This is a genomic window from Marilutibacter spongiae (assembly GCF_014145325.1).
In the GTDB taxonomy this organism is placed as follows: Bacteria; Pseudomonadota; Gammaproteobacteria; order Xanthomonadales; family Xanthomonadaceae; genus Marilutibacter; species Marilutibacter spongiae.
Map to the genome: position 1 here is coordinate 19,406 of NZ_JACHTF010000024.1, position 22,041 is coordinate 41,446.

The 22,041-nt window shown below is 69.8% G+C and carries 16 protein-coding genes; 10 read left to right on the forward strand and 6 right to left on the reverse strand.

What is annotated here, in order from left to right:
* Positions 1–5 precede the first annotated feature (5 nt).
* Both H4F98_RS16105 and H4F98_RS16110 read left to right on the forward strand, forming a co-directional pair.
* Positions 6–1,514, forward strand: a complete 1,509-nt coding sequence (locus tag H4F98_RS16105) for a tryptophan halogenase family protein (RefSeq protein ID WP_343064784.1) — start codon at positions 6–8, stop codon at positions 1,512–1,514.
* A gap of 124 nt (positions 1,515–1,638) precedes the next feature.
* Entirely contained in the window at positions 1,639–2,649 is a 1,011-nt protein-coding gene (locus H4F98_RS16110; protein WP_182688855.1) for a LacI family DNA-binding transcriptional regulator, read from the forward strand.
* A gap of 45 nt (positions 2,650–2,694) precedes the next feature.
* On the opposite strand, the gene H4F98_RS16115 is transcribed toward H4F98_RS16110, so the two are convergent.
* Positions 2,695–4,254, reverse strand: a complete 1,560-nt coding sequence (locus H4F98_RS16115; RefSeq protein ID WP_182688856.1) for a sodium:solute symporter family transporter — start codon at positions 4,252–4,254, stop codon at positions 2,695–2,697.
* Between the two features lie 136 nt (positions 4,255–4,390).
* Positions 4,391–6,967 (reverse strand): glycoside hydrolase family 3 protein, encoded by a 2,577-nt coding sequence (locus H4F98_RS16120; RefSeq protein ID WP_182688857.1) that lies wholly within the window; start codon positions 6,965–6,967, stop codon positions 4,391–4,393.
* 494 nt (positions 6,968–7,461) lie between these two features.
* On the opposite strand from H4F98_RS16120, the gene acnD reads away from it, so the two are divergent.
* The 5 genes from acnD (at position 7,462) to H4F98_RS16145 (ending at position 12,823) form a co-directional block, all read left to right on the forward strand.
* The gene (gene acnD / locus H4F98_RS16125; protein WP_182688858.1) at positions 7,462–10,074 is read left to right on the forward strand and encodes a Fe/S-dependent 2-methylisocitrate dehydratase AcnD; all 2,613 of its coding nucleotides are present in this window, start codon (positions 7,462–7,464) and stop codon (positions 10,072–10,074) included.
* A gap of 48 nt (positions 10,075–10,122) precedes the next feature.
* Positions 10,123–10,587 carry an SRPBCC family protein gene (locus H4F98_RS16130; RefSeq protein ID WP_182688859.1) on the forward strand — a complete coding sequence of 155 codons (465 nt, stop codon included), beginning with the start codon at positions 10,123–10,125 and terminating at the stop codon, positions 10,585–10,587.
* A 74-nt stretch (positions 10,588–10,661) separates the two neighbouring features.
* Positions 10,662–11,864: a 2-methylaconitate cis-trans isomerase PrpF gene (prpF, locus tag H4F98_RS16135; protein ID WP_182688860.1), complete on the forward strand. Its 1,203-nt coding sequence runs from the start codon at positions 10,662–10,664 to the stop codon at positions 11,862–11,864.
* A 74-nt stretch (positions 11,865–11,938) separates the two neighbouring features.
* On the forward strand, positions 11,939–12,292 hold the full coding sequence (queD, locus tag H4F98_RS16140) for a 6-carboxytetrahydropterin synthase QueD (protein WP_141518666.1): 354 nt from the start codon (positions 11,939–11,941) through the stop codon (positions 12,290–12,292).
* A 132-nt stretch (positions 12,293–12,424) separates the two neighbouring features.
* Positions 12,425–12,823 (forward strand): phasin family protein, encoded by a 399-nt coding sequence (locus H4F98_RS16145; protein ID WP_182688861.1) that lies wholly within the window; start codon positions 12,425–12,427, stop codon positions 12,821–12,823.
* A 578-nt stretch (positions 12,824–13,401) separates the two neighbouring features.
* Here H4F98_RS16145 and H4F98_RS16150 read toward each other — a convergent pair.
* The 3 genes from H4F98_RS16150 to bioD form a co-directional block, all read right to left on the reverse strand.
* Complete coding sequence (locus tag H4F98_RS16150) at positions 13,402–16,554, reverse strand: multidrug efflux RND transporter permease subunit (RefSeq protein WP_182688862.1); 3,153 nt, start codon at positions 16,552–16,554, stop codon at positions 13,402–13,404.
* A gap of 8 nt (positions 16,555–16,562) precedes the next feature.
* Positions 16,563–17,798: an efflux RND transporter periplasmic adaptor subunit gene (locus tag H4F98_RS16155; protein ID WP_425487615.1), complete on the reverse strand. Its 1,236-nt coding sequence runs from the start codon at positions 17,796–17,798 to the stop codon at positions 16,563–16,565.
* Between the two features lie 236 nt (positions 17,799–18,034).
* Positions 18,035–18,715: a dethiobiotin synthase gene (gene bioD / locus H4F98_RS16160; RefSeq protein ID WP_182688863.1), complete on the reverse strand. Its 681-nt coding sequence runs from the start codon at positions 18,713–18,715 to the stop codon at positions 18,035–18,037.
* A 39-nt stretch (positions 18,716–18,754) separates the two neighbouring features.
* Here bioD and H4F98_RS16165 point away from each other — a divergent pair, with 39 nt between their 5' ends.
* From H4F98_RS16165 to btuB, 3 genes are all read left to right on the forward strand, one after another.
* Positions 18,755–19,240, forward strand: coding sequence for a GAF domain-containing protein (locus H4F98_RS16165; protein ID WP_182688864.1), 486 nt, complete (start codon positions 18,755–18,757; stop codon positions 19,238–19,240).
* A complete protein-coding gene (locus H4F98_RS16170; protein ID WP_182688865.1) occupies positions 19,237–19,599 on the forward strand; it encodes a TfoX/Sxy family protein in 363 nt (120 codons plus the stop codon). Before H4F98_RS16165 ends, H4F98_RS16170 begins: the two co-directional genes overlap by 4 nt.
* 251 nt (positions 19,600–19,850) lie before the next feature.
* A complete protein-coding gene (gene btuB / locus H4F98_RS16175) occupies positions 19,851–21,725 on the forward strand; it encodes a TonB-dependent vitamin B12 receptor (RefSeq protein ID WP_182688866.1) in 1,875 nt (624 codons plus the stop codon).
* 77 nt (positions 21,726–21,802) lie between these two features.
* Here btuB and H4F98_RS16180 read toward each other — a convergent pair whose 3' ends face one another.
* Positions 21,803–21,940 carry a hypothetical protein gene (locus H4F98_RS16180; protein WP_182688867.1) on the reverse strand — a complete coding sequence of 46 codons (138 nt, stop codon included), beginning with the start codon at positions 21,938–21,940 and terminating at the stop codon, positions 21,803–21,805.
* Positions 21,941–22,041: the final 101 nt, after the last annotated feature.

Genomic DNA, 22,041 nt, shown 5'->3' on the forward strand with positions numbered 1-22,041 from the left:
GCGACGTGACCGAAGAAGTCCAGGACACCAGGCAACGGCGGATCCGTCGCGTCGTCATCGCCGGCGGCGGCACCGCCGGCTGGATGGCGGCCGCGGGCCTGGCGCGCGCGCTCGGCAAGGTGGTGGACATCACCCTGGTCGAGTCCGAGGAGATCGGCACCATCGGCGTCGGCGAAGCCACCATCCCGACCCTGATGACCTTCCATCGCCTGCTGCAGATCAACGAGCAGGAATTCATGGCCGCCACCCAGGCGACGGTCAAGCTGGGCATCCAGTTCGAGAACTGGCGCACGCCCGGGCACGCCTATTTCCACTCCTTCGGCACGACCGGCAAGGACCACTGGATGGCGAACTTCGTCCACTTCTGGCTGCGCGGGCGGCGCGAAGGCGTGGCCGGACCGTACGACGACTACTGCGTGGAACTGCTGGCGGCGCTCGAAGGCCGATTCGCCCACCTGCCGCGCAACGGCATCAACTACGCCTACCACCTCGATGCCGGCCTCTACGCGCGCTACCTGCGCGGCTTCAGCGAAGCGCTGGGCGCGCGGCGCGTGGAAGGCCGCATCGCCGCGGTGGAGACCGACGATGCCTCGGGCTACATCACCGCACTGGCCATGGCCGACGGCAGCCGCATCGAAGGCGACCTGTTCATCGACTGCACCGGCTTCCGCGCCATGCTGATCGGGCAGGCGCTCAACGTCGGCTTCGAGGACTGGTCGCACTGGCTGCCCAACGACCGCGCCTTCGCGGTGCCCACCGCCAGCGTCGGCGACGCGGTGCCGTACACGCGTTCGATCGCGGGTGCGGCGGGCTGGCAGTGGCGGATCCCGCTGCAGCACCGCGTGGGCAACGGCATCGTCTATTCCAGCCGCCACATGGACGACGAGGACGCGCGCCAGGCCCTGCTCGACGGCGTCGACGGCGAACCCCTGCGCGACCCGTTGCAGATACGCTTCCGCCCGGGCAAGCGCCTCAAGTGCTGGCATCGCAACTGCGTGGCCCTCGGCCTGGCGGCGGGCTTCGTGGAGCCGCTCGAGTCCACCACCATCCACATGATCCAGCGCGGCATCGTGCGCCTGCTGCAGACCTTCCCGGACGTGATCGACCCGCGCCACGTGGCGGCCTACAACACCCAACTGGACGACGAGCTGCAGCACGTGCGCGACTTCGTGATCCTCCACTACCACGTCACCGACCGCCGCGACACGCCCTACTGGCGGATGCTGGCCGACATGGAAGTCCCCGCCTCGCTGCGCGAGCGGATCGCCCTGTTCCGCGAGACCGGCAACGTCTTCCACGCGCCGATGGAGCTGTTCGCGGAAAATTCGTGGATCCAGGTGATGATGGGACAGGGCATCACCCCGCGGCAGTACCATCCCGCCGCGGAGGTCATGAGCGAGGCCGACCTGGCGCGCTTCTTCGACGATATCCGGCGCTCGGTGCGCACGACGGTGGACTCACTGCCCCCGCACATGGACTATATCCGCCAGTATTGCCCCGCGGGCCCGGCATGAGGCCGCGATGGCCCATGCGGCGGTGCGGCTTGATGTTGATGCGCGATCGCCTTAGATTCGGAAGGCTGACAGCGCTGTCGAACCTGGCATGGCGCGACGTGGAAGGTCGCGGGGGAACAAGATCATGCGTGTGCGCATCGAGGACGTAGCCGAGGCCGCCGGGGTCTCGATGAAGACGGTGTCCCGGGTCCTGAACAACGAGCCCACGGTCCGCGAAGCCACGCGCGAGCGCGTGCAGGCGGCCGCCAAGGCGCTCAACTACCGGCCCGACCCGTCCGCCCGCCGACTGGCCGGGCGTCGTTCGTACCTGGTCGCCCTGCTCTACGACAACCCTTCGGCGAGCTACGTGATGGAGGCGCTCGAGGGCGTGGTCGAGACCTGCCTGGCGCACCACTACGGCATGATGGTCCAGCCGCTGGACTACACCGATGCCGAGCTGATCCCGACGATCGAGTCGCTGGTCTCGTTCTCCAAGCTCGACGGCCTGATCCTGACCCCGCCGCTGACCGACCTGCCGGGCCTGCTCGACCGCCTGGACGAGTTGCAGATCCCGTATTCGTGCATCTCGCCGAACAACCGCCGCGGCGGGATCGGCGTGACCCTGCAGGAGCACGACGCCGCGCAGGAGATGGTCCAGCACCTGGTCGGCCTGGGCCATTCGCGCATCGCCCACATCAAGGGCCACCCCGCGCACGGCGCCAGCGACTGGCGACTGGCCGGCTACAAGAGCGGCCTGCGCCGCGCCGGCCTGCGCTACGACCCGGCGCTGGTGATCGACGGCGAATTCTCGTTCGATTCCGGCGTCGCCGCGGCGAACGCCCTGCTGGCCCTGCCGCAGCGGCCGACCGCGATCTTCGCGGCCAACGACGACATGGCTGCCGGCGTGATGAGCGTGCTGCACGCGGGCGGGCTGTCGATCCCGGGCGACATCTCGGTCTGCGGCTTCGACGACACGCCGATCTCGCGCCAGGTCTTCCCCGCGTTGACCACGGTGCACCAGCCCACGCGCGAGATGGCCCACGAAGCCACCGAGCAGTTGCTCAAGGCGATCAAGGATCCCGCATCGGGCACCCTCGTGCAGCTGCCCTACGCACTGCAGCTGCGGCAGTCGACGGGTCCGGCCCCCAACGAATGAAGGTCCGCGCAGCCCGGCCGGATCGGCCGGGGCTGCGCGACACGCTTACCAGAACAGGGTGTAGAGCGCGGCGAGGACCGCGACCACGCCGATCGCGGCGATGTTGAAGCCCGGCTCGGTGCGATAGCTGACGTCGTCGGTGCGGATCACGTCCTTGCCCGCGGGACTGCGGGTGGCCAGCGAAACGCCCATCGCCAGCGCCATCGCCAACAGGAACACCAGGCCGACGCGGTCGATGAAGGGCAGTTCCGGCCAGGCCAGCTTGAGCACGATCGACAGCAGGAACGAACCGATCGCGGCGGCGAGCGCGCCCGCCTCGTTGGCGCGTTTCCAGAATACGCCCAGCAGGAAGATCACCACGATGCCCGGGGTGAAGAAGCCGGTGTATTCCTGGATGTACTGGAAGGCCTGGTCGAAGCTGCCCAGCAGCGGCTTGGCCGCCAGCACCGCGACCACCATGGCGGCGGCGGCGACGATGCGGCCGGTGCGCACCAGGTGGCGCTGGTCGTGCCTGCGGTGGCGGTCGTAGAAGTCGAGGGTGAAGATCGTCGACACCGAGTTGCTCATCGAAGCGAGCGAGGACACGATCGCGGCGATCAGCGCGGCGAACACAACGCCCAGGATGCCCGTGGGCAGCATGGCCATCATCGACGGGTAGGCCTCGTCGGGGCGCGCCAGGTCGGGGGCGAGCAGCACCGCCGCCAGGCCCGGGACCACGACCACCAGCGGCATCAGCAGCTTGAGGCCGGAGGCGAACATCAGGCCCTTCTGCGCCTCGGCGATGTCCTTGGCCGCCAGTGCGCGCTGGATGATGTACTGGTTGAAGCCCCAGTAGCTGACATTCATGATCCACATGCCGCCGATCAGCACGCTCAGGCCCGGCAGGTCCTTGTAGAACGGATTGTCGGGCTTGAGGATCATGTGGAAGTGGCCCGGGCTCTCGGCCATCAGGCGCTGGAAGCCGGCCCAGGCACCGGTGCCCCCGGCGACGCGGTCGAGGGCGATCCAGGCCAGCAGCAGACCCCCGCCCACCAGCAGCACGACCTGCACGATGTCGGTCAGCGCGACCGCCTTCAGGCCGCCGTACAGCTGGTAGGCCATCGCGAACAGGGCCAGGCCGACCAGCGCGTACACCTGGTCGATGCCGGCGACGTGGGCGATCGCCAGCGAGCCCAGCCACAGCACCGAGGTCAGGTTGACGAAGACGTACAGGCCCAGCCAGAACACCGCCATCAGCGTGCGGATGTTGCCGCCGTAACGCTTGTCCAGGAATTGCGGCATGGTGTGGATGCCGTTGCGCAGGAACACCGGCAGGAAGAACTTGGCCACGATGATCAGGGTCGCCGCCGCCATCCACTCGTAGGACGCGATCGCCAGGCCCAGCGCGTAACCCGAACCGGACATGCCGATGATCTGCTCGGCGGAGATGTTCGCGGCGATCAGCGAGGCGCCAATGGCCCACCACGGCAGGGCCTTGCCGGCGAGGAAGTAGTCGTCGGCCGACTTCTTGTGGCCGGCCTTCTCGCGCGATACCCACTGCGCGAGGATGAAGATGCCGACCAGGTAGGCGACGACGATCGCGAGGTCCAACGGTTCGAGCTTCACGGTATCCCCTTAGTGCTTCGTGCTTCGTTCGATGCGCTGGAAGCGCCGTCATGGGCTCCAGCCGGACGCGCCGGGGCCCCCTGCCGCCGGCGCGATGATCAGCGGGCGTGGACGCCCGCTTCGGTACGGTGGTGCCTCAGTCCGTGCAGTCCAGCACGTGCGCCGCGTCGCCCGCCGGGGCCAGCGACACGCGCGACACCGACATCGCCATGGCGCCGTCGGCGCTGATGCGAAGCGGCATCGCGACCTTGTGCATGTCGGCGCCGGCATCGGCCAGGCACTGCAGCGGGATCGCCAGCGTGGTCCATTCCCCGACCGGCAGCGAACGCAACCAGTCGCCGACCGCGACCTCGCCCAGGCACGCCTCGCCACAGCCGATGGCGACGCGGGCCGCGCCCGTCGGCGCCTTGTCGAGCCGCGCGTTCAACTGCAGCACCCGGCCCTCCCCGCTCTCGGGCGTGATGTCCGAGACCGTGTTGAGGTCCAGGCGCCAGCTGCCAGCGGCGGTCCACTCGATGCGGCGCGCATCCTCCTGCGCGCCATGGTCGACGCTGGTCATCCGCAGGCTGCCGTCGGGCAACGCGGCCGGCAGGTCGTGGATGGACTGCCGCGTGCCATCGGAGCCCTCGAAGGCCTGCATCACGCCGAGCGCAGGGGTGCCGCGCGCGAACCACAGCCCGCGCGCGTCCGATCCGAGCGCGACGCCGGGGTCCTCCGGCAGCGCCGCCAGCTCCTGCGGCCGCGCGTAGGTCAGGCCATGGCCGAAGGCGAACAGCGGGTCGTATCCGTCCTGTCCCACGTTGTTGGCGTACTGGTCCGCGGTCCGCGGCCAGCTGAACGACAGCGTGCCCTTGAAGTCGTGCTGCACCTGGCCGGCAGCGTCGCGCAACAGGACGTCGGCGACGCCCTCGCCCTCGGAGCCCGGCAGCCAGGCCGCGACGAACGCATCGGAGGCATTGATCTCGCGGTTCATCCACAGCGGACGCCCGCTGATGAACACCGACACCACCGGGATGCCGTCGGCCTTCAAGCGCTTGAGCAGTTCAAGGTCGGCCGTGTCGCCCGAGCGGTACAGCAGGTTCGGGATGTCGCCCTGGAACTCGGCGTAGGGGTCCTCGCCGAACACCACGATGGCCACGTCCGGCTTCGATTCGTAGTGGCCGTCCACCGACAGCACCGCCTGGCCGCCGGCGGCCTGCGCCTGGTCGCGGATGCCCTCGAAGATGGTGGTCGCGTTCGGGAAGTCGGCCCGGGTCGTGCCGGTACCCTGCCAGCTGAGCGTCCAGCCACCGGCCTGCTTGGTCATGTTGTCGGCGCCGTCGCCGGCGACCAGCAACGTCTGTCCCGGCGCCAGCGGCAGGATCCCGCCGTTGTTCTTGAGCAGCACCAGCGATTCTCGGACGGCCTGGCGGGCCACCGCGCGGTGCTCGGGCGAGCCCAGCAATTCGTACTTGCCGCCCAGCGGGCGCGCGGAAGGCTTGCCGGCTTCGAACAGGCCCAGGCGCATCTTGACCCGCAGCACGCGGGCCACGGCATCGTCGATCCGCGACATCGGGATCTCGCCGGACTTCGCCGCCGCCAGCGTGCTCTCGTACATGCCTTTCCAGCTGTCGGGCGCCATCGGCATGTCCAGGCCGGCGACGAAGGTCGCCGGACAGCGTTCGTTGCTGCAGCCCTCCACCTGGCCGTGGCCATTCCAGTCGCCGACCACGAAGCCACCGAACTGCATGCGACCCTTGAGCACGTCGGTCAGCAGGTGCTTGTTGCCGTGCATCTTCAGGCCGTTGAAGCTGTTGAACGACGCCATCACCGACTGCGCGCCGGCGGCGATCGCCGGCGGGTAGCCGGCGCCGTGGATGCGGGCCAGCTCGACCTCGCTGACCGCGGTGTCGCCCTGGTCCTTGCCGTGGGTGGTGCCGCCGTCGCCGAGGAAGTGCTTCACCGACACGATCACGTGCTCGCCGTCGAGGAAGCCCGGCGCGCCGACCTTGCCCTGCAGGCCCTCGACCACGGCCGGTGCGAAGGAGGCCACGACCTCGGGCGACTCCGAATAGCCTTCGTAGCTGCGACCCCAGCGATCGTCCTGGGGAACGGCGACGGTCGGCGCGAAGGCCCACTCCATGCCGGTGACCCGCGTTTCGACCGCGGTGACGCGGCCGATTCGGCGCATCAGTTCCACATTGCGGGTGGCGCCCAGGCCGATGTTGTGCGGGAACAGGGTCGCGCCGACGATGTTGCTCTGACCGTGCACGGCGTCGATGCCGAAGATCACCGGGATCGCGACGCCACCGTCGCGGGTATCCATGGACGCTTCGTAGAAGGCATTCGACAGCGCCAGCCAGTCGGCGGGATCGGCGTTGTACTTGCCGCCCGGGTCGGAGTTGCCGCCGGCCAGGATCGAGCCGATGCGGTACTTGCGCACGTCCTCCGGGGTGATGGTGCCGATGTCGCCCTGGATCAGCTGGCCGACCTTGTCCTCGACCGTCATACGCGCCATCAGCGCCTCGATGCGCGCTTCGAGCGCGGGATCGGCGTCGAACGGCCACTCGACCTCGGGCCAGGGGTTGGCGTCGCCCGCCTCCGTGGCGGGCGCGGGCGCCGCGGGTTCCGCCTCGTTGGCGCCGGCACACGCGACCAGGCCCAAGGCCGCGGCCAGGGCCAGCCCCAGGGGCCGTCGGATGGATGCTGCCTTGCTGTCTGCTGCCTGCTTCAAACCTGTCCCTCCCCGGGTGCCTGCGAAGAACGGCGCCGCCTGGGCGGGCGCCGACCGTGCGGCGTACCGTTCCGCAAAATGGCAGCGCTGTCAAATTGGCTGGGGCGCGCTCGGCGAGGCGCCCTGCCGAGCCGGGCGGAAGCGCCTGCGCCGGACCCGGCTGGCGCCGCCCCGCGGATCACAAGCAATTGAAAGAAAAGATGTTTATCTGTGCTTCGAGCGCGTTGCACCGTCCCCTGGAACACGCGCCGCAAGGCTGCGCGATGCTGCATCACAGCAAATTGTCCGCGCGGGACAGGTGCCGCCCGGGCGACGGTCCGACCCGCCGCGGCGAGGCACGTTAAAATCGGATGTCCGCCATGTCCTTCCGCCCCGGGAGACCGGCAGCCGGCCGCCCGCGCGCCGGCACCGGCCACCTCCCGCGGGGCGACGACGTCCGCCCCACCCGCCGCGCCGCCCCGGCTGTCGCGGCCCCGCCATTCGCCGAGCCCGCCATGAACACCGATCATCGCAAGCCACTTCCCGGTACCGACCTGGACTACTTCGACGCCCGCGAGGCCGTCGACGCCATCCGGTCCGGCGCCTGGGCGACCTTGCCGTACACCTCGCGCGTGCACGCCGAGAACCTGGTCCGGCGCTGCGACCCGGGCCTGCTGGAGGCCGCGCTGGGCCAGCTGATCGAGCGACGCCGCGACCTGGATTTCCCCTGGTTCCCCGCCCGCGTGGTCTGCCACGACATCCTCGGCCAGACCGCGCTGGTCGACCTGGCCGGCCTGCGCGACGCGATCGCCGAGAAAGGCGGCGACCCCGCGCAGGTGAACCCGGTGGTGCCCACCCAGCTGATCGTCGACCACTCGCTGGCGGTGGAGGCGCCGGGCTTCGACAAGGACGCGTTCGCCAAGAACCGCGCGGTCGAGGATCGCCGCAACGAGGACCGCTTCCACTTCATCAACTGGACGAAGAAGGCATTCCGCAACGTCGACGTGATCCCGCCCGGCAACGGGATCATGCATCAGATCAACCTGGAGCGTATGTCGCCGGTCGTACACGCGCACGAAGGCGTGGCCTACCCCGACACCCTGGTCGGCACCGACAGCCACACGCCGCACGTCGACGCGCTGGGCGTGATCGCGATCGGCGTGGGCGGCCTGGAGGCCGAGAGCGTCATGCTGGGCCGCGCGTCGTGGATGCGGCTGCCCGAGATCGTCGGCGTCGAGCTGGCGGGCAGGCCCGGCCCCGGCATCACCGCCACCGACGTGGTGCTGGCGCTCACCGAGTTCCTGCGCCAGTCGAAGGTCGTGGGCGCCTACCTCGAGTTCCGCGGCGAAGGCGCCGCGGCGCTGACCCTGGGCGACCGCGCGACCATCTCCAACATGGCGCCCGAGTACGGCGCGACCGCGGCGATGTTCTTCATCGACGACATGACCCTGGACTACCTGCGCCTGACCGGCCGCGACGACGCCCAGGTGCGACTGGTGGAGACCTACGCCCGCGAAGCCGGGCTGTGGGCCGACAGCCTCGCCGATGCGCAATACGAGCGCACCCTGCACTTCGACCTGTCGACGGTGACCCGCAACATGGCCGGTCCCTCGAACCCGCACCGCCGCCTGCCGACCGCCGACCTGGCCGCGCGCGGCATCGCCGGCGGCCTGGACCAGGCACGCGCCGAGGAAGCCGAGGGCCGCATGCCGGACGGCGCGGTGATCATCGCCGCGATCACCAGTTGCACCAACACCTCCAACCCCCGCAACGTGATCGCCGCCGGCCTGCTGGCGCGCAACGCCAATGCACGCGGCCTGGTCCGCAAGCCCTGGGTGAAGACCTCGCTCGCGCCGGGCTCCAAGGCCGTGCAGCTGTACCTGGAGGAGGCCGGCCTGCTGCCGGAACTGGAAGCGCTGGGCTTCGGCATCGTCGGCTTCGCGTGCACCACCTGCAATGGCATGAGCGGCGCGCTCGACCCGGCGATCCAGCAGGAAGTGATCGAGCGCGACCTGTACGCCACCGCCGTGCTGTCGGGCAACCGCAACTTCGACGGCCGCATCCATCCCTACGCCAAGCAGGCCTTCCTCGCCTCCCCGCCGCTGGTGGTCGCCTACGCGATCGCCGGCACGGTGCGCTTCGATATCGAGAAGGACGTCCTCGGCCACGACGCCGACGGCACGCCGGTCACGCTCAAGGACATCTGGCCCAGCGACGAGGAGATCGACGCCATCGTCCGCGACAGCGTCCGCCCCGAGCACTTCCGCCAGGTCTACGACCCGATGTTCGCGGCCCGGCTGCAACGCATCGGCGACATCAGCCCGCTCTACGACTGGCGCGAGAAGAGCACCTACATCCGCCGCCCGCCGTACTGGGAGGGCGCGCTCGCCGGCGAGCGCTCGCTGAGCGGCATGCGGCCGCTGGCGGTGCTGGGCGACAACATCACCACCGACCACCTGTCGCCATCCAACGCCATCCTCGCCAGCAGCGCGGCCGGCGAGTACCTGGCGAAGATGGGCCTTCCCGAGGAGGACTTCAATTCCTACGCGACCCACCGCGGCGACCACCTCACCGCGCAGCGCGCGACCTTCGCCAACCCGAAGCTGCTCAACGAGATGGTCCGCGATGCCGACGGCAACGTGCGCCAGGGTTCGCTGGCGCGCATCGAGCCCGAGGGCGAAGTGACCCGCATGTGGGAGGCGATCGAGACCTACATGGCACGGCGGCAGCCACTGATCATCATCGCCGGCGCCGACTACGGGCAGGGCTCCTCGCGCGACTGGGCCGCCAAGGGCGTGCGCCTGGCCGGCGTGGAGGCGATCGCGGCGGAGGGCTTCGAGCGCATCCACCGTACCAACCTGATCGGCATGGGCGTGCTGCCGCTGGAGTTCCAGCCGGGCACCACGCGCGAAACCCTGGGCATCGACGGCAGCGAGACCTACGACGTGGTCGGCGAGCGCACCCCGCGCGCGACCCTGTCCCTGGTGATCCACCGCCGTGATGGCGAGACCGTGGAGGTCCCCGTGACCTGCCGCCTGGACACCGCCGAGGAAGTGTCGATCTACGAGGCCGGGGGGGTCCTGCAGCGATTCGCACAGGACTTCCTGGACGCGTCGAAAGCGGCCTGACCCGTTCGTCGGAGCCTGGAACCCCCACGAAGCGAAAGGAGAACGCCCATGTCCGACACGCCCCAACCCGGCACCGTGCGCCTGCATCGCGTCCTGCGCGCGCCGGCCGAACGCATCTACCGCGCCTTCCTCGACGCCAGCGCGCTGGAGCGCTGGCTGCCGCCGTTCGGCTTCACCGGCAAGGTCCATGAGATCGACCCGAACGTCGGCGGTGGCTATCGCATGTCGTTCACCAACTTCGGCACCGGTTCGAGCCATTCGTTCACGGTGGTCTATACCGAGCTGGTGCCCGGCGAGCGCATCCGCCACACCGACCGGTTCGACGATCCGGGCCTGCCCGGCGAGATGCAGGTGAGCGTGGACCTGGAGCCCGTCGCCTGCGGCACCGGGCTGCACATCACCCAGGCCGGCATCCCCTCGGCGATCCCGACCGAGTTCTGTTACCTGGGCTGGCAGGAGTCGCTCGAACAGCTGGCGCGCCTGGTCGAACCCGAGATCCCCGACGACGCCTGACCACATCCACTGCATCCACTGCATCCACCGCGTCGCCGCCCCGGCCGCGGCGACGCCCCATAGACGAGACCCGCATGCCGCACCTTCCCCAGCTTCGCATCCCCGCCAGCTACATGCGCGGCGGCACGTCCAAGGGCGTGTTCTTCAAGCTCGACGATCTGCCCGCCGCGGCCCGCGGCCCCGGCGCGGCGCGCGACGCCCTGTTGATGCGCGTGATCGGCTCGCCCGACCCCTACGGCAAGCACACCGACGGCATGGGCGGCGCGACCTCGAGCACCAGCAAGTGCGTGATCATCTCCAGGTCGTCCGTGCCCGGCCACGACGTCGATTACCTCTACGGCCAGGTGGCCATCGACAGCGCCTTCGTCGACTGGAGCGGCAACTGCGGCAACCTGTCCTCGGCGGTGGGGCCGTTCGCGATCGCCCAGGGCCTGGTGGACGCGGACCGTGTCCCCGCGGACGGCACCTGCACGGTCCGGATCTGGCAGGCGAACATCGGCAAGACCATCGTCGCCCACGTACCGATGGCGAATGGCGAGGTGCAGGAAACCGGTGATTTCGAGCTCGACGGCGTGGCCTTCCCCGCCGCCGAGATCCAGCTGGAGTTCCTCGACCCCTCCGACGACGATGCCGGCGACGGCGCCGCGCGCGGCATGTTCCCGACGGGATCTGTCGTCGACACGCTGGAGGTCCCCGGCGTGGGCCGCTTCGAGGCGACGATGATCAACGCCGGCATCCCGACGATCTTCATCGACGCCGCGGCGCTGGGCTATTCGGGCACCGAGCTGCAGGACGCCATCAACGAGGACAAGGCCGCGCTTGCCCGCTTCGAGGCGATCCGCGCGCATGGCGCGGTGCGGATGGGCCTGATCGACGACGTCGCCCAGGCCGCCAGCCGGCAGCACACGCCGAAGGTCGCCTTCGTCGCCCCGCCGCGCGAGCACGTCACCTCCAGCGGCAAGAGCATCGGCGCCGGCGACGTCGACCTGCTGGTGCGCGCCCTCTCGATGGGCAAGCTGCACCACGCGATGATGGGCACCGCGAGCGTCGCGATCGCCACCGCGGCGTCGGTACCCGGCACGGTCGTCAACCGTGCCGCAGGCGGCGACGCGCGCAACGCCGTGGTGTTCGGGCACCCGTCGGGCACGCTCCGCGTGGGCGCGGAAGCGGTCCAGCACGACGGTCGCTGGACGGTCACCCGGGCGATCATGAGCCGCAGCGCGCGGGTGCTGATGGACGGCCAGGTCCGCGTGCCCGCCGGCACGGTCCAGGCCTAGCCGCGCCCAGCGGGGGCGGCCGCCAAGCCGTCCCGGCGCCCGCATCCGCCCGCGCGGCGTGGGACAATGGCGGCATGGACATCTTCAAGGCATTCACCCTCGAGGCCGCGCACCGGCTGCCCCACGTGCCCGAGGGCCACAAGTGCGCCCGCCTGCACGGGCACTCGTTCCGGATCGAGCTGCACGTCTCGGGCGACATCGACCCCCACGCCGGCTGGGTCATGGACTTCGCCGACCTCAAGCAGGCCTTCAAGCCGCTCTACGAGCAGCTCGACCACCACTACCTCAACGACATCGAGGGCCTGGAGAACCCGACCAGCGAGCGCCTCGCGGTCTGGATCTGGGAACGGCTGAAGCCGGCCCTGCCGCTGCTCAGCGAGGTCGTCGTACACGAGACCTGCACCTCGGGCTGCCGCTACCGGGGCTGAACAGGCCGGGCCCACGGCCCTTCCTGAACGTCATCGAACGGTCAAGGAATCCATGTTGCATTGCAACATGGACCGCGTTATGCTGCATCGCACAAACCGGCATTCCGCCGGCGAATCGTGCAGGAGAATGTCATGTACACGCAGTTCAACGAGCAATTCGCTGCCGCGACGCGCCAGTTCGCGGACACCGCATCGCAGGCCAGCCGCCTGATGCTGGAGAACACCGAGGCCCTGTTCGGCCTGCAGATGGCCGCCGTCGAAGACCGCGCCAACGCTACCTTCGCATTCTTCGGCGAAGCCGCCGAAGCCCGCGATTTCGACGCCGCCAAGGCCCTGTGGCCGAAGGGCGTGCAGATCGCCCGCGAGAACGTCGAGCGCGCCGTCACCGCCGGCCAGGAAGCGTTCGGCCGCACGCTGAAGACCAACGAGGCGATCGCGGAGCTGGCCAAGGGCCAGTTCGAGTCGGCTGCCAAGAGCGCCCAGGCCAACGTCGAGAAGGCCACCAAGGCCGCCGCCAAGGCGGCCAAGTAAGGCACTCGCACCAGGCAAGTAGCAGAACCGTCGGGGCCATTTACCCTCCCACTGGTCCCCGCCGATGTCGCCCGACCGCTCCACGCGGTCGGGCTTTTTTGTTTCTGGGGGGCATTGGTGATTCGTAATTTGTGATTCGTGATGGGGTCATGGGCCCGGGGTTGGCCAGCCTCGCGCCCCCGGATGAGCGCTCACGAATGCTGACCCGAGGGCCCTGCCTTCGTAAGAAGGCTCGCGCGAAGCCAGGACCCACCGGGACAGAGGGGCATTCGCATAGGCCGATGGGTTGCGCCTTCGGCTTTACCCATCCTGCGGCGGGTGCACGGCCTCCGCGGGGTGGGTGAAATGCACTTCACTTGTTGCACCCTGCCGCGCTACGGCGCCCCCTTTTCGCTCGTCATTCCAGCGAACGCTGGAATCCAGCCCTTGGCTCTCGCCGTGATTGGGGGATGGGTGACTCGTGGCGGGATCATGGGACCGGGCCACGGTCCACCGCGCACCGGCCAACCCCGGCAATCGAGCCACGAAAAAGCCCGCCTTGCGGCGGGCTTTCCCGGTATCGACGGTGACATCGGCCGTCAGGCGTCGCCCTTGGCCTCCAGCACCGGCTTCTCGTCCATCTTGTCGCCGAGCAGGCGACGGACCACGACGTAGAAGATCGGGATGAACAGCACGCCCAGGAAGGTCGCGAAGATCATGCCGCCGATCACGCCGGTGCCGATCGCATGGCGGGCGTTGGCGCCCGCGCCGGTGGAAATCGCCAGCGGCACGACGCCGAGGATGAAGGCGAACGAGGTCATCAGGATCGGGCGGAAGCGCAGCTTGCACGCCTCGATCGTCGCCTGCCGCAGGGTCATGCCGGCCTGGCGCTGCTCGATCGCGAACTCCACGATCAGGATCGCGTTCTTGGCCGCCAGGCCGATCACGGTGATCAGGCCGATCTTGAAGTAGATGTCGTTCGGCAGGCCGCGCAGCATCGTGAAGATCACTGCGCCCAGCACGCCCAGCGGCACCACCAGCAGGACCGCGACCGGCACCGACCAGCTCTCGTAGAGCGCGGCCAGGCATAGGAACACGACCAGGATGGACAGCGCCATCAACAGCGGCCCCTGGTTGCCGGAGATGATTTCCTGGTAGGACTGGCCGGTCCAATCGTAGCCGAAGCCCTCGGGCAGGTCGTTGTCGACGATGCCCTCCATGGCGTTCATCGCCTCGCCCGAACTGTACCCCGGCGCCTGCGAACCGACGATCTCGACCGCCGCGTAACCGTTGTAGCGGTTGAGCGAGGGCGAGGCCATCTGCCAGCTCGCCTTGACGACGTTCGACAGCGGCACCATCGCGCCGGTCGTCGCGTCGCTGCCGTTGGTGGCATCGAAGCGCGGGCTCGGCGTGTAGAAGCGCGCCAGCGATTCGGGCCCCGTGCGGAACGGCGCGTCGGCCTGCATGGTCACGCGCTTGACGCGGCCCTGGTCGACGAAGTCGTTCACGTACACCGGCGCCAGCATCAGCTGGATCGCCGTGTAGATGTCGTTCACCGACAGGCCCATGGCCTGCGCCTGCACGCGATCGACGTCGAGCTTGAGCTGCGGCGCCTCCTCCAGGGTGTTCGGACGCACCGCGGTCAGGGCCGGGTCCTGGCCGGCCTTGCCCAGCAGCATGTTGCGCGCCTGGGTCAGCTCGGCGCGGCCCTTGCCGCCGCGGTCCTGCAGGTACATGTCGAAGCCGCCGAAGGCGCCCAGGCCGCTGACGGTCGGCATGTTGATGACGAAGATCTGGGCGTCGCGGATGCCGTAGAGCGCCTGGTTGGCGTTCTGGATGAACTCCATCGCGGTGACGTCGCGCTCGTCCCAGGGCTTGAGCCGGATGAAGGCCAGGCCCACGTTCTCGCCCTGGCCGATGAAGCTGAAGCCGGCGACCTGCATCATGCCCTCGAAGCCGTCCTGCTTCTCCAGCGTCTCGCGGACCTGGGTGAAGACCTTGCGGGTACGGTCCACGGTGGCGCCGGACGGCAGCTGCACCAGCGCGATCGCGTAGCCCTGGTCCTCCTCGGGCAGGAAGCTGCCCGGCAGGCGGGTGAACAGGAAGCCGCACAGCGCGACCAGCAGCACGAACAGCATCATCCAGCGCGGCGCATGCTTGATGGCCCCGGTGATGTGCCCGACGTACGTGCCGCTGACCTTCTCGTAGCCGCGCTCGAACACGCGGAAGACCACGTTCTTGTTGTGGTGGTCGGTCGGCTTGATCATGGTCGCGCACAGCGCCGGGGTGAAGCCCAGCGCGAGGAACGCGGAGAAACCCATGGCCATGGCGATGGTCAGCGCGAACTGCTTGTAGATCTCGCCCGCCGAGCCGCCCTGGAAGGCCGAGGGGATGAACACCGCCGCGAGCACGACGGTGATCGCCACCACCGCGCCGCTGATCTGGCCCATCGCCTTGATCGTCGCGTCCTTGGGCGACAAGCCCTCCTCGCTCATGATGCGTTCGACGTTCTCGATGACGACGATCGCGTCGTCGACCACGATGCCGATCGCCAGGACCATGCCGAACAGGCTCAGCTGGTTGATCGTGAAACCGATCGCGTACATGCCCAGGAAGGTGCCCAGCAGCGCGATCGGGATGACCAGGGTCGGGATCAGCGTGGCGCGGAAGTTCTGCAGGAAGATCAGCATCACCAGGAACACGAGGACGATCGCCTCGACCAGGGTGTGCACGACTTCCTCGATCGACACCTGCACGAAGGTCGAGCTGTCGTAGGGCGAGAACCAGCTCACCCCCGGCGGGAAGCTCGACTGCAGCTCGTCCATGCGCGCCTTGACCGCCTCGGCCACGCCCAGGGCGTTGGCGCCCGGCGACAGCTGGACGGCGAAGGCACCGGTGGGCGTGCCGTTCCACTGCGTGTCGAAGCCCCAGGCCTGGGTGCCGAGCTGGACGCGGGCGACGTCGGACAGGCGCACGACGGTGCCGTCCTCGTTGGCGCGCAGGATGATGTTGCCGAACTCATCGGGCGAGCTGAAGCGGCCCTCGGCCGAGACCGTGGCGGTGAAGCCCTGGCCCTCCGGCGCCGGCGCGGCGCCGATGGAGCCGGCTGCGAACTGCACGTTCTGTCCACGCACCGCCGCCAGCGCCTGGCTCGCGGACATGCCGTAACCGCGCAGCTTGTCGGCGTCCAGCCAGATGTTCATTGCGTATTCGCTGCCGAACTGCTGGGTCGAGCCGACGCCGGGCACGCGCGAGATCTGGTCGATCACGCGCGAGCCGATCAGGTCGTTGAGCGCGTTGCGGTCGAAGTTCGGGTTGTCCGAACGCACCGCCACGACCATCAGGAAGCCAGCATTGGCCTTGGCCACCACCACGCCTTGCTGGACCACTTCGGAGGGCAGGCGCGGCGTGGCCAGCGCCACTTTGTTCTGCACCTGCACCTGGGCGATGTCGGGGTCCGTGCCGGGCTTGAAGGTCACCGTGATCGAACTGCCGCCGGAGGCACTGGACGAGGAACTGAAGTAGTCCAGGTTGTCGATGCCGGTGAGCTGCTGCTCGATGATCTGGGTGACCGCGCCCTCGGCGGTTTCCGCGCTCGCGCCCGGGTAGCTGGCCGACACGGTGACCTGCGGCGGCGCGATGTCGGGATACGACTCCACTCCGAGGTTGAGGATCGCCAGCACGCCGGCGAGCGAGATCAGGATCGCGACGACCCACGCGAAGATGGGATGGTTGATGAAGAATCTTGACATGGCGTCGCTCAGCCCTGCTCGGCCGGGTCGGCGGCATCCGCGTCATCCGCCGGCGCCGCCGCGGGCGCTTCGGCCGGAGCCTCGCCCTCGCCCGCCGCCGGTGCCTGCCCTTCCGGGGGGCTGCCCTCGGGCTGCCAGGGCGTGCCCTTGGCCGGCTGGCCCGGCTGTACCCGCTGCAGGCCCGACACCACCACCTGGTCGCCGGCCTCGATGCCCGAGCCGATCACCCAGTCCGGACCCTGGGTGCGGTTGGCGACGACGTCCTTGCGCACGACGTTGCCATCGGCGCCGATCACCATCAGGAACGGGCCGCGGTCGTCGCGCTGGAGCGCGGCCTGCGGCACCAGGAAGGCCCCGGCCTGCTGGCCCAGGACCGCCTTGAGGGTCACGTAGGTGCCCGGCAGCAGGCGACGGTCGGGATTGGGCACGACCGCGCGCAGGGCCACCGCGCCGGTGGCCGGATCGACCACGTTGCCCGAGAAGTCCAGCTTGCCGGGGTGCTCGTACTGGCTGCCGTCGGGCAGCATCACCTGGACGTCGGCGTCGCCGGTCTCGCGCCCGCCCAGCGCGCGCCGGGCCTGGTCGAGCTCGGACACGCTCATGGAGAAGTTCACGTACAGCGGATCGATCTGGTCGACCGTGGTCAGCAGGGTCGGCGTGCCCTGGCCCACGAGCGCGCCTTCGGTCACCTGCTGCTGGTTCGCGCGGCCGTCGATCGGCGAGGTCACCGTCGCGTAGCCCAGGTTGATGCGGGCATTGTCGAGCGCGGCCTGGGCCTGCTGCACCGAGGCGCCGGCGCTGCGTTCGGCGGCCAGGGCATTGTCGAGGTCGGACTGGGAGACGAAACGCTCCGGCGCCAGGCGACGGGCACGGTCGGCGTTGGCCTTGGCGTTGGCATACTCGGCCTTGGCCGCCGCCAGGCTGGCCTGCGCCTGGCCCAGCGAGGCCTGCAGCTGGTCGGGATCGATGCGGAACAGCACCTGCCCGGCCTTCACGTCGCTGCCTTCCTCGTAGACGCGGCGTTGCAGTACGCCCGGCACGCGCGCGCGCACGTCGGCGCTGCGGTAGGGCGCGAGCCGACCGACCAGGTCCTTCTCGAGCGGCACGTTGCCAGGCTGGACCGTCACCACCCCCACTTCCGGCGGCGGCATCTGCCCCTGGGCCTGCTCGTCTCCGCCGCCACAGGCGGACAACACCAGGGCGAGGGCGGCGGCAAGCGCCACGGCGCGGGATTTCATGACCATGCAGGGGCTCCAGTTCCGTTCGCGATGAACGGGGATGTGCGGTACGACGAATCGGGGGAGGGCCGCTCGACACGCCAGCGGCAATTCTGTACTGGCGAGTATAACATTCGACATGCCGCGCCCATCGTCCATTGGTCATGGTCGGCCCGATGATGCAAAACACGTGGCGGACACTCTAAAGAGTGCAATGCGGAAGCACCGTGAACCCGCCGTTCACGCGCGGGCCCAGCGCGCCCTCAGCCGCCCCCGGGCCTGAGGCACGACGCCAGTCGCGCCGGCGAGGGACGATCCCCGGCGAAGGGCAGCCGTCCCCAGCAGGGCACGGGCAGCCGCTCGCGCAGCATGGCGACGTTGTCCTCGATCCGCAGCATCGCCGGATCGACCTCGTTGGCGACCCAGCCGACCAGCTCCAGGCCCGCGGCGGCGATCGCGGCCGCGGTGAGGCGTGCGTGGTTGATGCAGCCCAGGCGCAGGCCGACCACCATCAGCACCGGCAGGTCCATCGCCCGCGCGAGGTCGGCCTGGTCCAGGCGCGCCGACACGGGCGCGGCCCAGCCCCCCACGCCCTCGACCACGACCCGGTCGGCCATGGCGGCCAGCCGTCGGTAGCCTTCGACCAGCACGTCCAGGCGAATGTCGACGCCGGCGTCGCGCGCCGCGAGTTCGGGCGCCAGCGGCTCGGCCAGGGCATAGGGATTCACTTCGTCGTAGGCGGGCACCGGGGCGCTGGCGGCCTGGAGCAGCAGCGCGTCTTCGTTGCGCAGTCCCACGGGCGTGGCGTCGCAGCCGCTGGCCACCGGCTTCATGCCCACCGCCGAGAAGCCCTGCGCGCGCAGGGCATGCAGCAGGCTGGCGCTGACGAGCGACTTGCCGATGCCGGTGTCGGTGCCGGTGACGAAGATGCCGGATGGATTCATGGGGCCTGCAGGGGACGTGGACGCTGGTAGACTCGGGACATGTTCGCCGCAACCCCCCTCACCGGCAACAAGCCGGAGCAGTACGCCCAGTTGGCCGAGCAGGCGCGCGGCCTGCTGCATGGCGAGCGCGACCGCGTCGCCAATGCCGCCAACCTGTCGGCCCTCGTCTACCACTCGCTGCCCGACCTCAACTGGGTCGGCTTCTACTTCTACGACGGCATCGAGCTGGTGGTCGGTCCCTTCCAGGGGCTTCCCGCCTGCGTGCGCATCCCGCTGGGCAAGGGCGTTTGCGGCGCCGCCGCGGCCACGCGCCTGACCCAGCGCGTGAGCGACGTCGACGCCTTCCCCGGCCACATCGCCTGCGACGCGGCGTCCCGTGCCGAGCTGGTGGTGCCGCTGGAGGACGCGCAGGGCCGGCTGGTCGGGGTGCTCGACCTCGACAGCCCCAGCGTCGGCCGCTTCGACGCCGAGGACCAGGCCGGCCTCGAGATGCTGGCCCGCATCTACCAGGAGTCGCTGGGATGACCCTGCCCAAATTGCGCAACATCGGCCCCAAGAGCGCGGCCTGGCTCAAGCAGGTCGGCCTGCACAGCCTGGAAGACCTGCAGGCGGCGGGACCGGTCGAGGCCTACATGCGCATCAAGCGCGCGGGCTTCAAGCCGACGATGAACCTGCTCTACGCCATCGAGGGCGCGCTGTGCGACTGCCACTGGCAGGAGGTGCCCGACGCGCGGCGCCAGCAGCTCGTCGCCGAGGCGGAGGCCGCGATCGAACAGCTTCCGCCGCCGCGCTACAAGCCCACGGCCGCGCCGGTGCGCACCACGGTGCTCACCGCAGATACCGTCGCGCTGCCTCCGGAGGCGGGAGACGGCGCGGAGGATTGAGGCACGCGAGCGGTCGTCGCCTTCGCCGCGACCGCCCGGCTTCCCGCGGCTTGGCGTACACTGCGCCCGCTTCGAGCGCCGGACCGTCCCGCACCCGCGACGGTGCATCGCCCGCCGCCCCCCTGAACGCTCGCCCCGACGCCTGCCGCACGCGCGAACGCGTTGCTGGCGGTCGTCCGTGGCCTCGAAAGCGACCGCCACCCCCGAACAGCCAGGCGCGCCTGCGGGCCGCCACGATGGAGACAGACCCGATGTACCAGCGCCCGCGCTTCCCGCGCCCCGTGTTCCTCGCCCTGGGCGCCGCCGCGGCCGCCATCGCGTTTCCGGCCGCCGCCCAGGACGCCACCGAGCTGGACACGCTGACGGTCACCAGCAACCGCGTCGCGATCAGCGTCGACGCAGCGCTGGTCCCGGTCGAGGTGATCGATCGCGCTGCGATCGAACGCAGCCAGGCACGCGACCTGCCCGACCTGCTGCGTGGCCGCGCGGGCATCTCCCTGGCCACCCAGGGCGGCATGGGCAAGCTGACGACGCTGTTCCTGCGCGGCAGCGAATCTGACCACGTGCTGGTCCTGGTGGATGGCATCCGCATCGGCTCGCCGACCTCGGGCCTGGTCTCGTTCCAGGACCTGCCGCTGGCGATGATCGACCGGGTGGAAATCGTCCGCGGCCCGCGCTCGAGCCTGTACGGCGCCGATGCGATCGGCGGCGTCATCCAGGTCTTCACCCGCCGCGAAACCCCGGGACTCGCCGCGCGCGCCAGCGCCACCGTGGGCAGCCACGACTTCGCCGAAGGCACCGCCGGCGTCGGCGCACGCCGCGGCGGCGCCTGGGTCGGCGTCGATACCGCCTACTCGACGACACGCGGCATAGATGCATGCCGCGGACGCGGCCCGGATCCCTCGATCCCCTTCGACTTCGGCGCCGGCTGCTTCACCGACGAGCCCGACACCGACGGCTACCGCAACCGCTCGGCCTCGCTGCGCGGCGGCTTCGACGCTGGCGACGCATTCTCGTTCAATGCCCAGGCCCTGCGCGCGGAAGGCCGCAACGCCTACGACGGCAGCTTCCAGAACCTGTCCAAGGTGGTCCAGCAGGTGTTGGGCGCCCAGGTGCGCTGGCGCGCCAGCGATGTCGCGTCGTTCAGGCTGGTCGCGGGCCGCAACACCGACGCCTCCGACAACTTCATGGACGGCGTCCAGGCGGGCTTCTTCGATACCGACCGCGACAGCGCCACCCTGCAGGGCGATTTCCAGCTGGCCCGTGGCCACCGGCTCAGCGCCGGCCTGGACTGGCTGCGCGACCGCGTCGACAGCGACACCTTCTACGACCGTCGCGCGCGCGACAACCGCGCCGCGTTCGTGCAGTACCAGGGCCAGCTCGGCGCCCAGTCCTTCGAGGCCAGCCTGCGTCGCGACGACAATGCCCAGTTCGGTGGGCACACCACCGGCAGCATCGCCTGGGGCATCGACATGGGCGACGCCTGGCGACTGACGGCCGGCTACGGCAGCGCGTTCAAGGCACCGACCTTCAACGAGCTCTACTACCCCTTCTTCGGCAACCCCGACCTGGACCCGGAATCGTCGCGCAGCTGGGAGCTGGGGCTGGCCTACCGCGGGGATGGGTTCAACGCCCGCGTCGATGCGTACCGCACCCGCGTCGACGACCTGATCGCTTACGACGCCGGCCTGTTCCTGCCCAACAACATCGAACGCGCGCGGCTGCAGGGCGTGGAGCTGGGCATCGATACCCGGGCCTGGGGCTGGAACGTGGATGCCAGTGCCAGCTTCGTCGATACCCGCAACGAGACCGGTGCCAACGCCGGCAACGAACTGCCGCGCCGCGCCGCACGCAGCGCGCGCATCGACCTCGACCGCGCCTTCGGGGCCTTCCTGCTGGGCCTCACCGGCGTGGCCGAAGGCGCGCGCCGCGACGACGCGGCCAACCTGACCCGTCTGGGCGGTTTCGCCACCGTCGACCTGCGCGGCGAGTACGCGCTGGCGCGCGACTGGACGCTGCAGGCCCGCGTGGCCAACGTGTTCGATCGCGACTACGAGACCGTCGCGTTCTACAACACGCCGGGCCGCGAGTGGAACCTGACGCTGCGTTACGCGCCGGCCGAATGAAGGCGGGCGGCGGCCTTCACGCGCACTTTGCATTGCCGACCGCAGACTGAATGCTCCGCGCACGTGGGGGGCGCGCGTCATTCGCCGAGGCCGTCGTGGAACAGCTGTTCCTCGAAGTCAGCGAGTACATCGCCCTGGGGCTGGAAGCCCTGTCGGTCCTCACCATCCTCGTCGGCGCGATCGACGCGCGGGTTCACCCCCGTTTTCACGGACACTTACGAGAAGGCCGATCCAGGCCATGAGGAGTGTTCATGTCGAAGCGAAGGAAGTTCAGTGCCGAGTTCAAGCGTGGCGCGGTTGAACAGGCCAGCCAGCC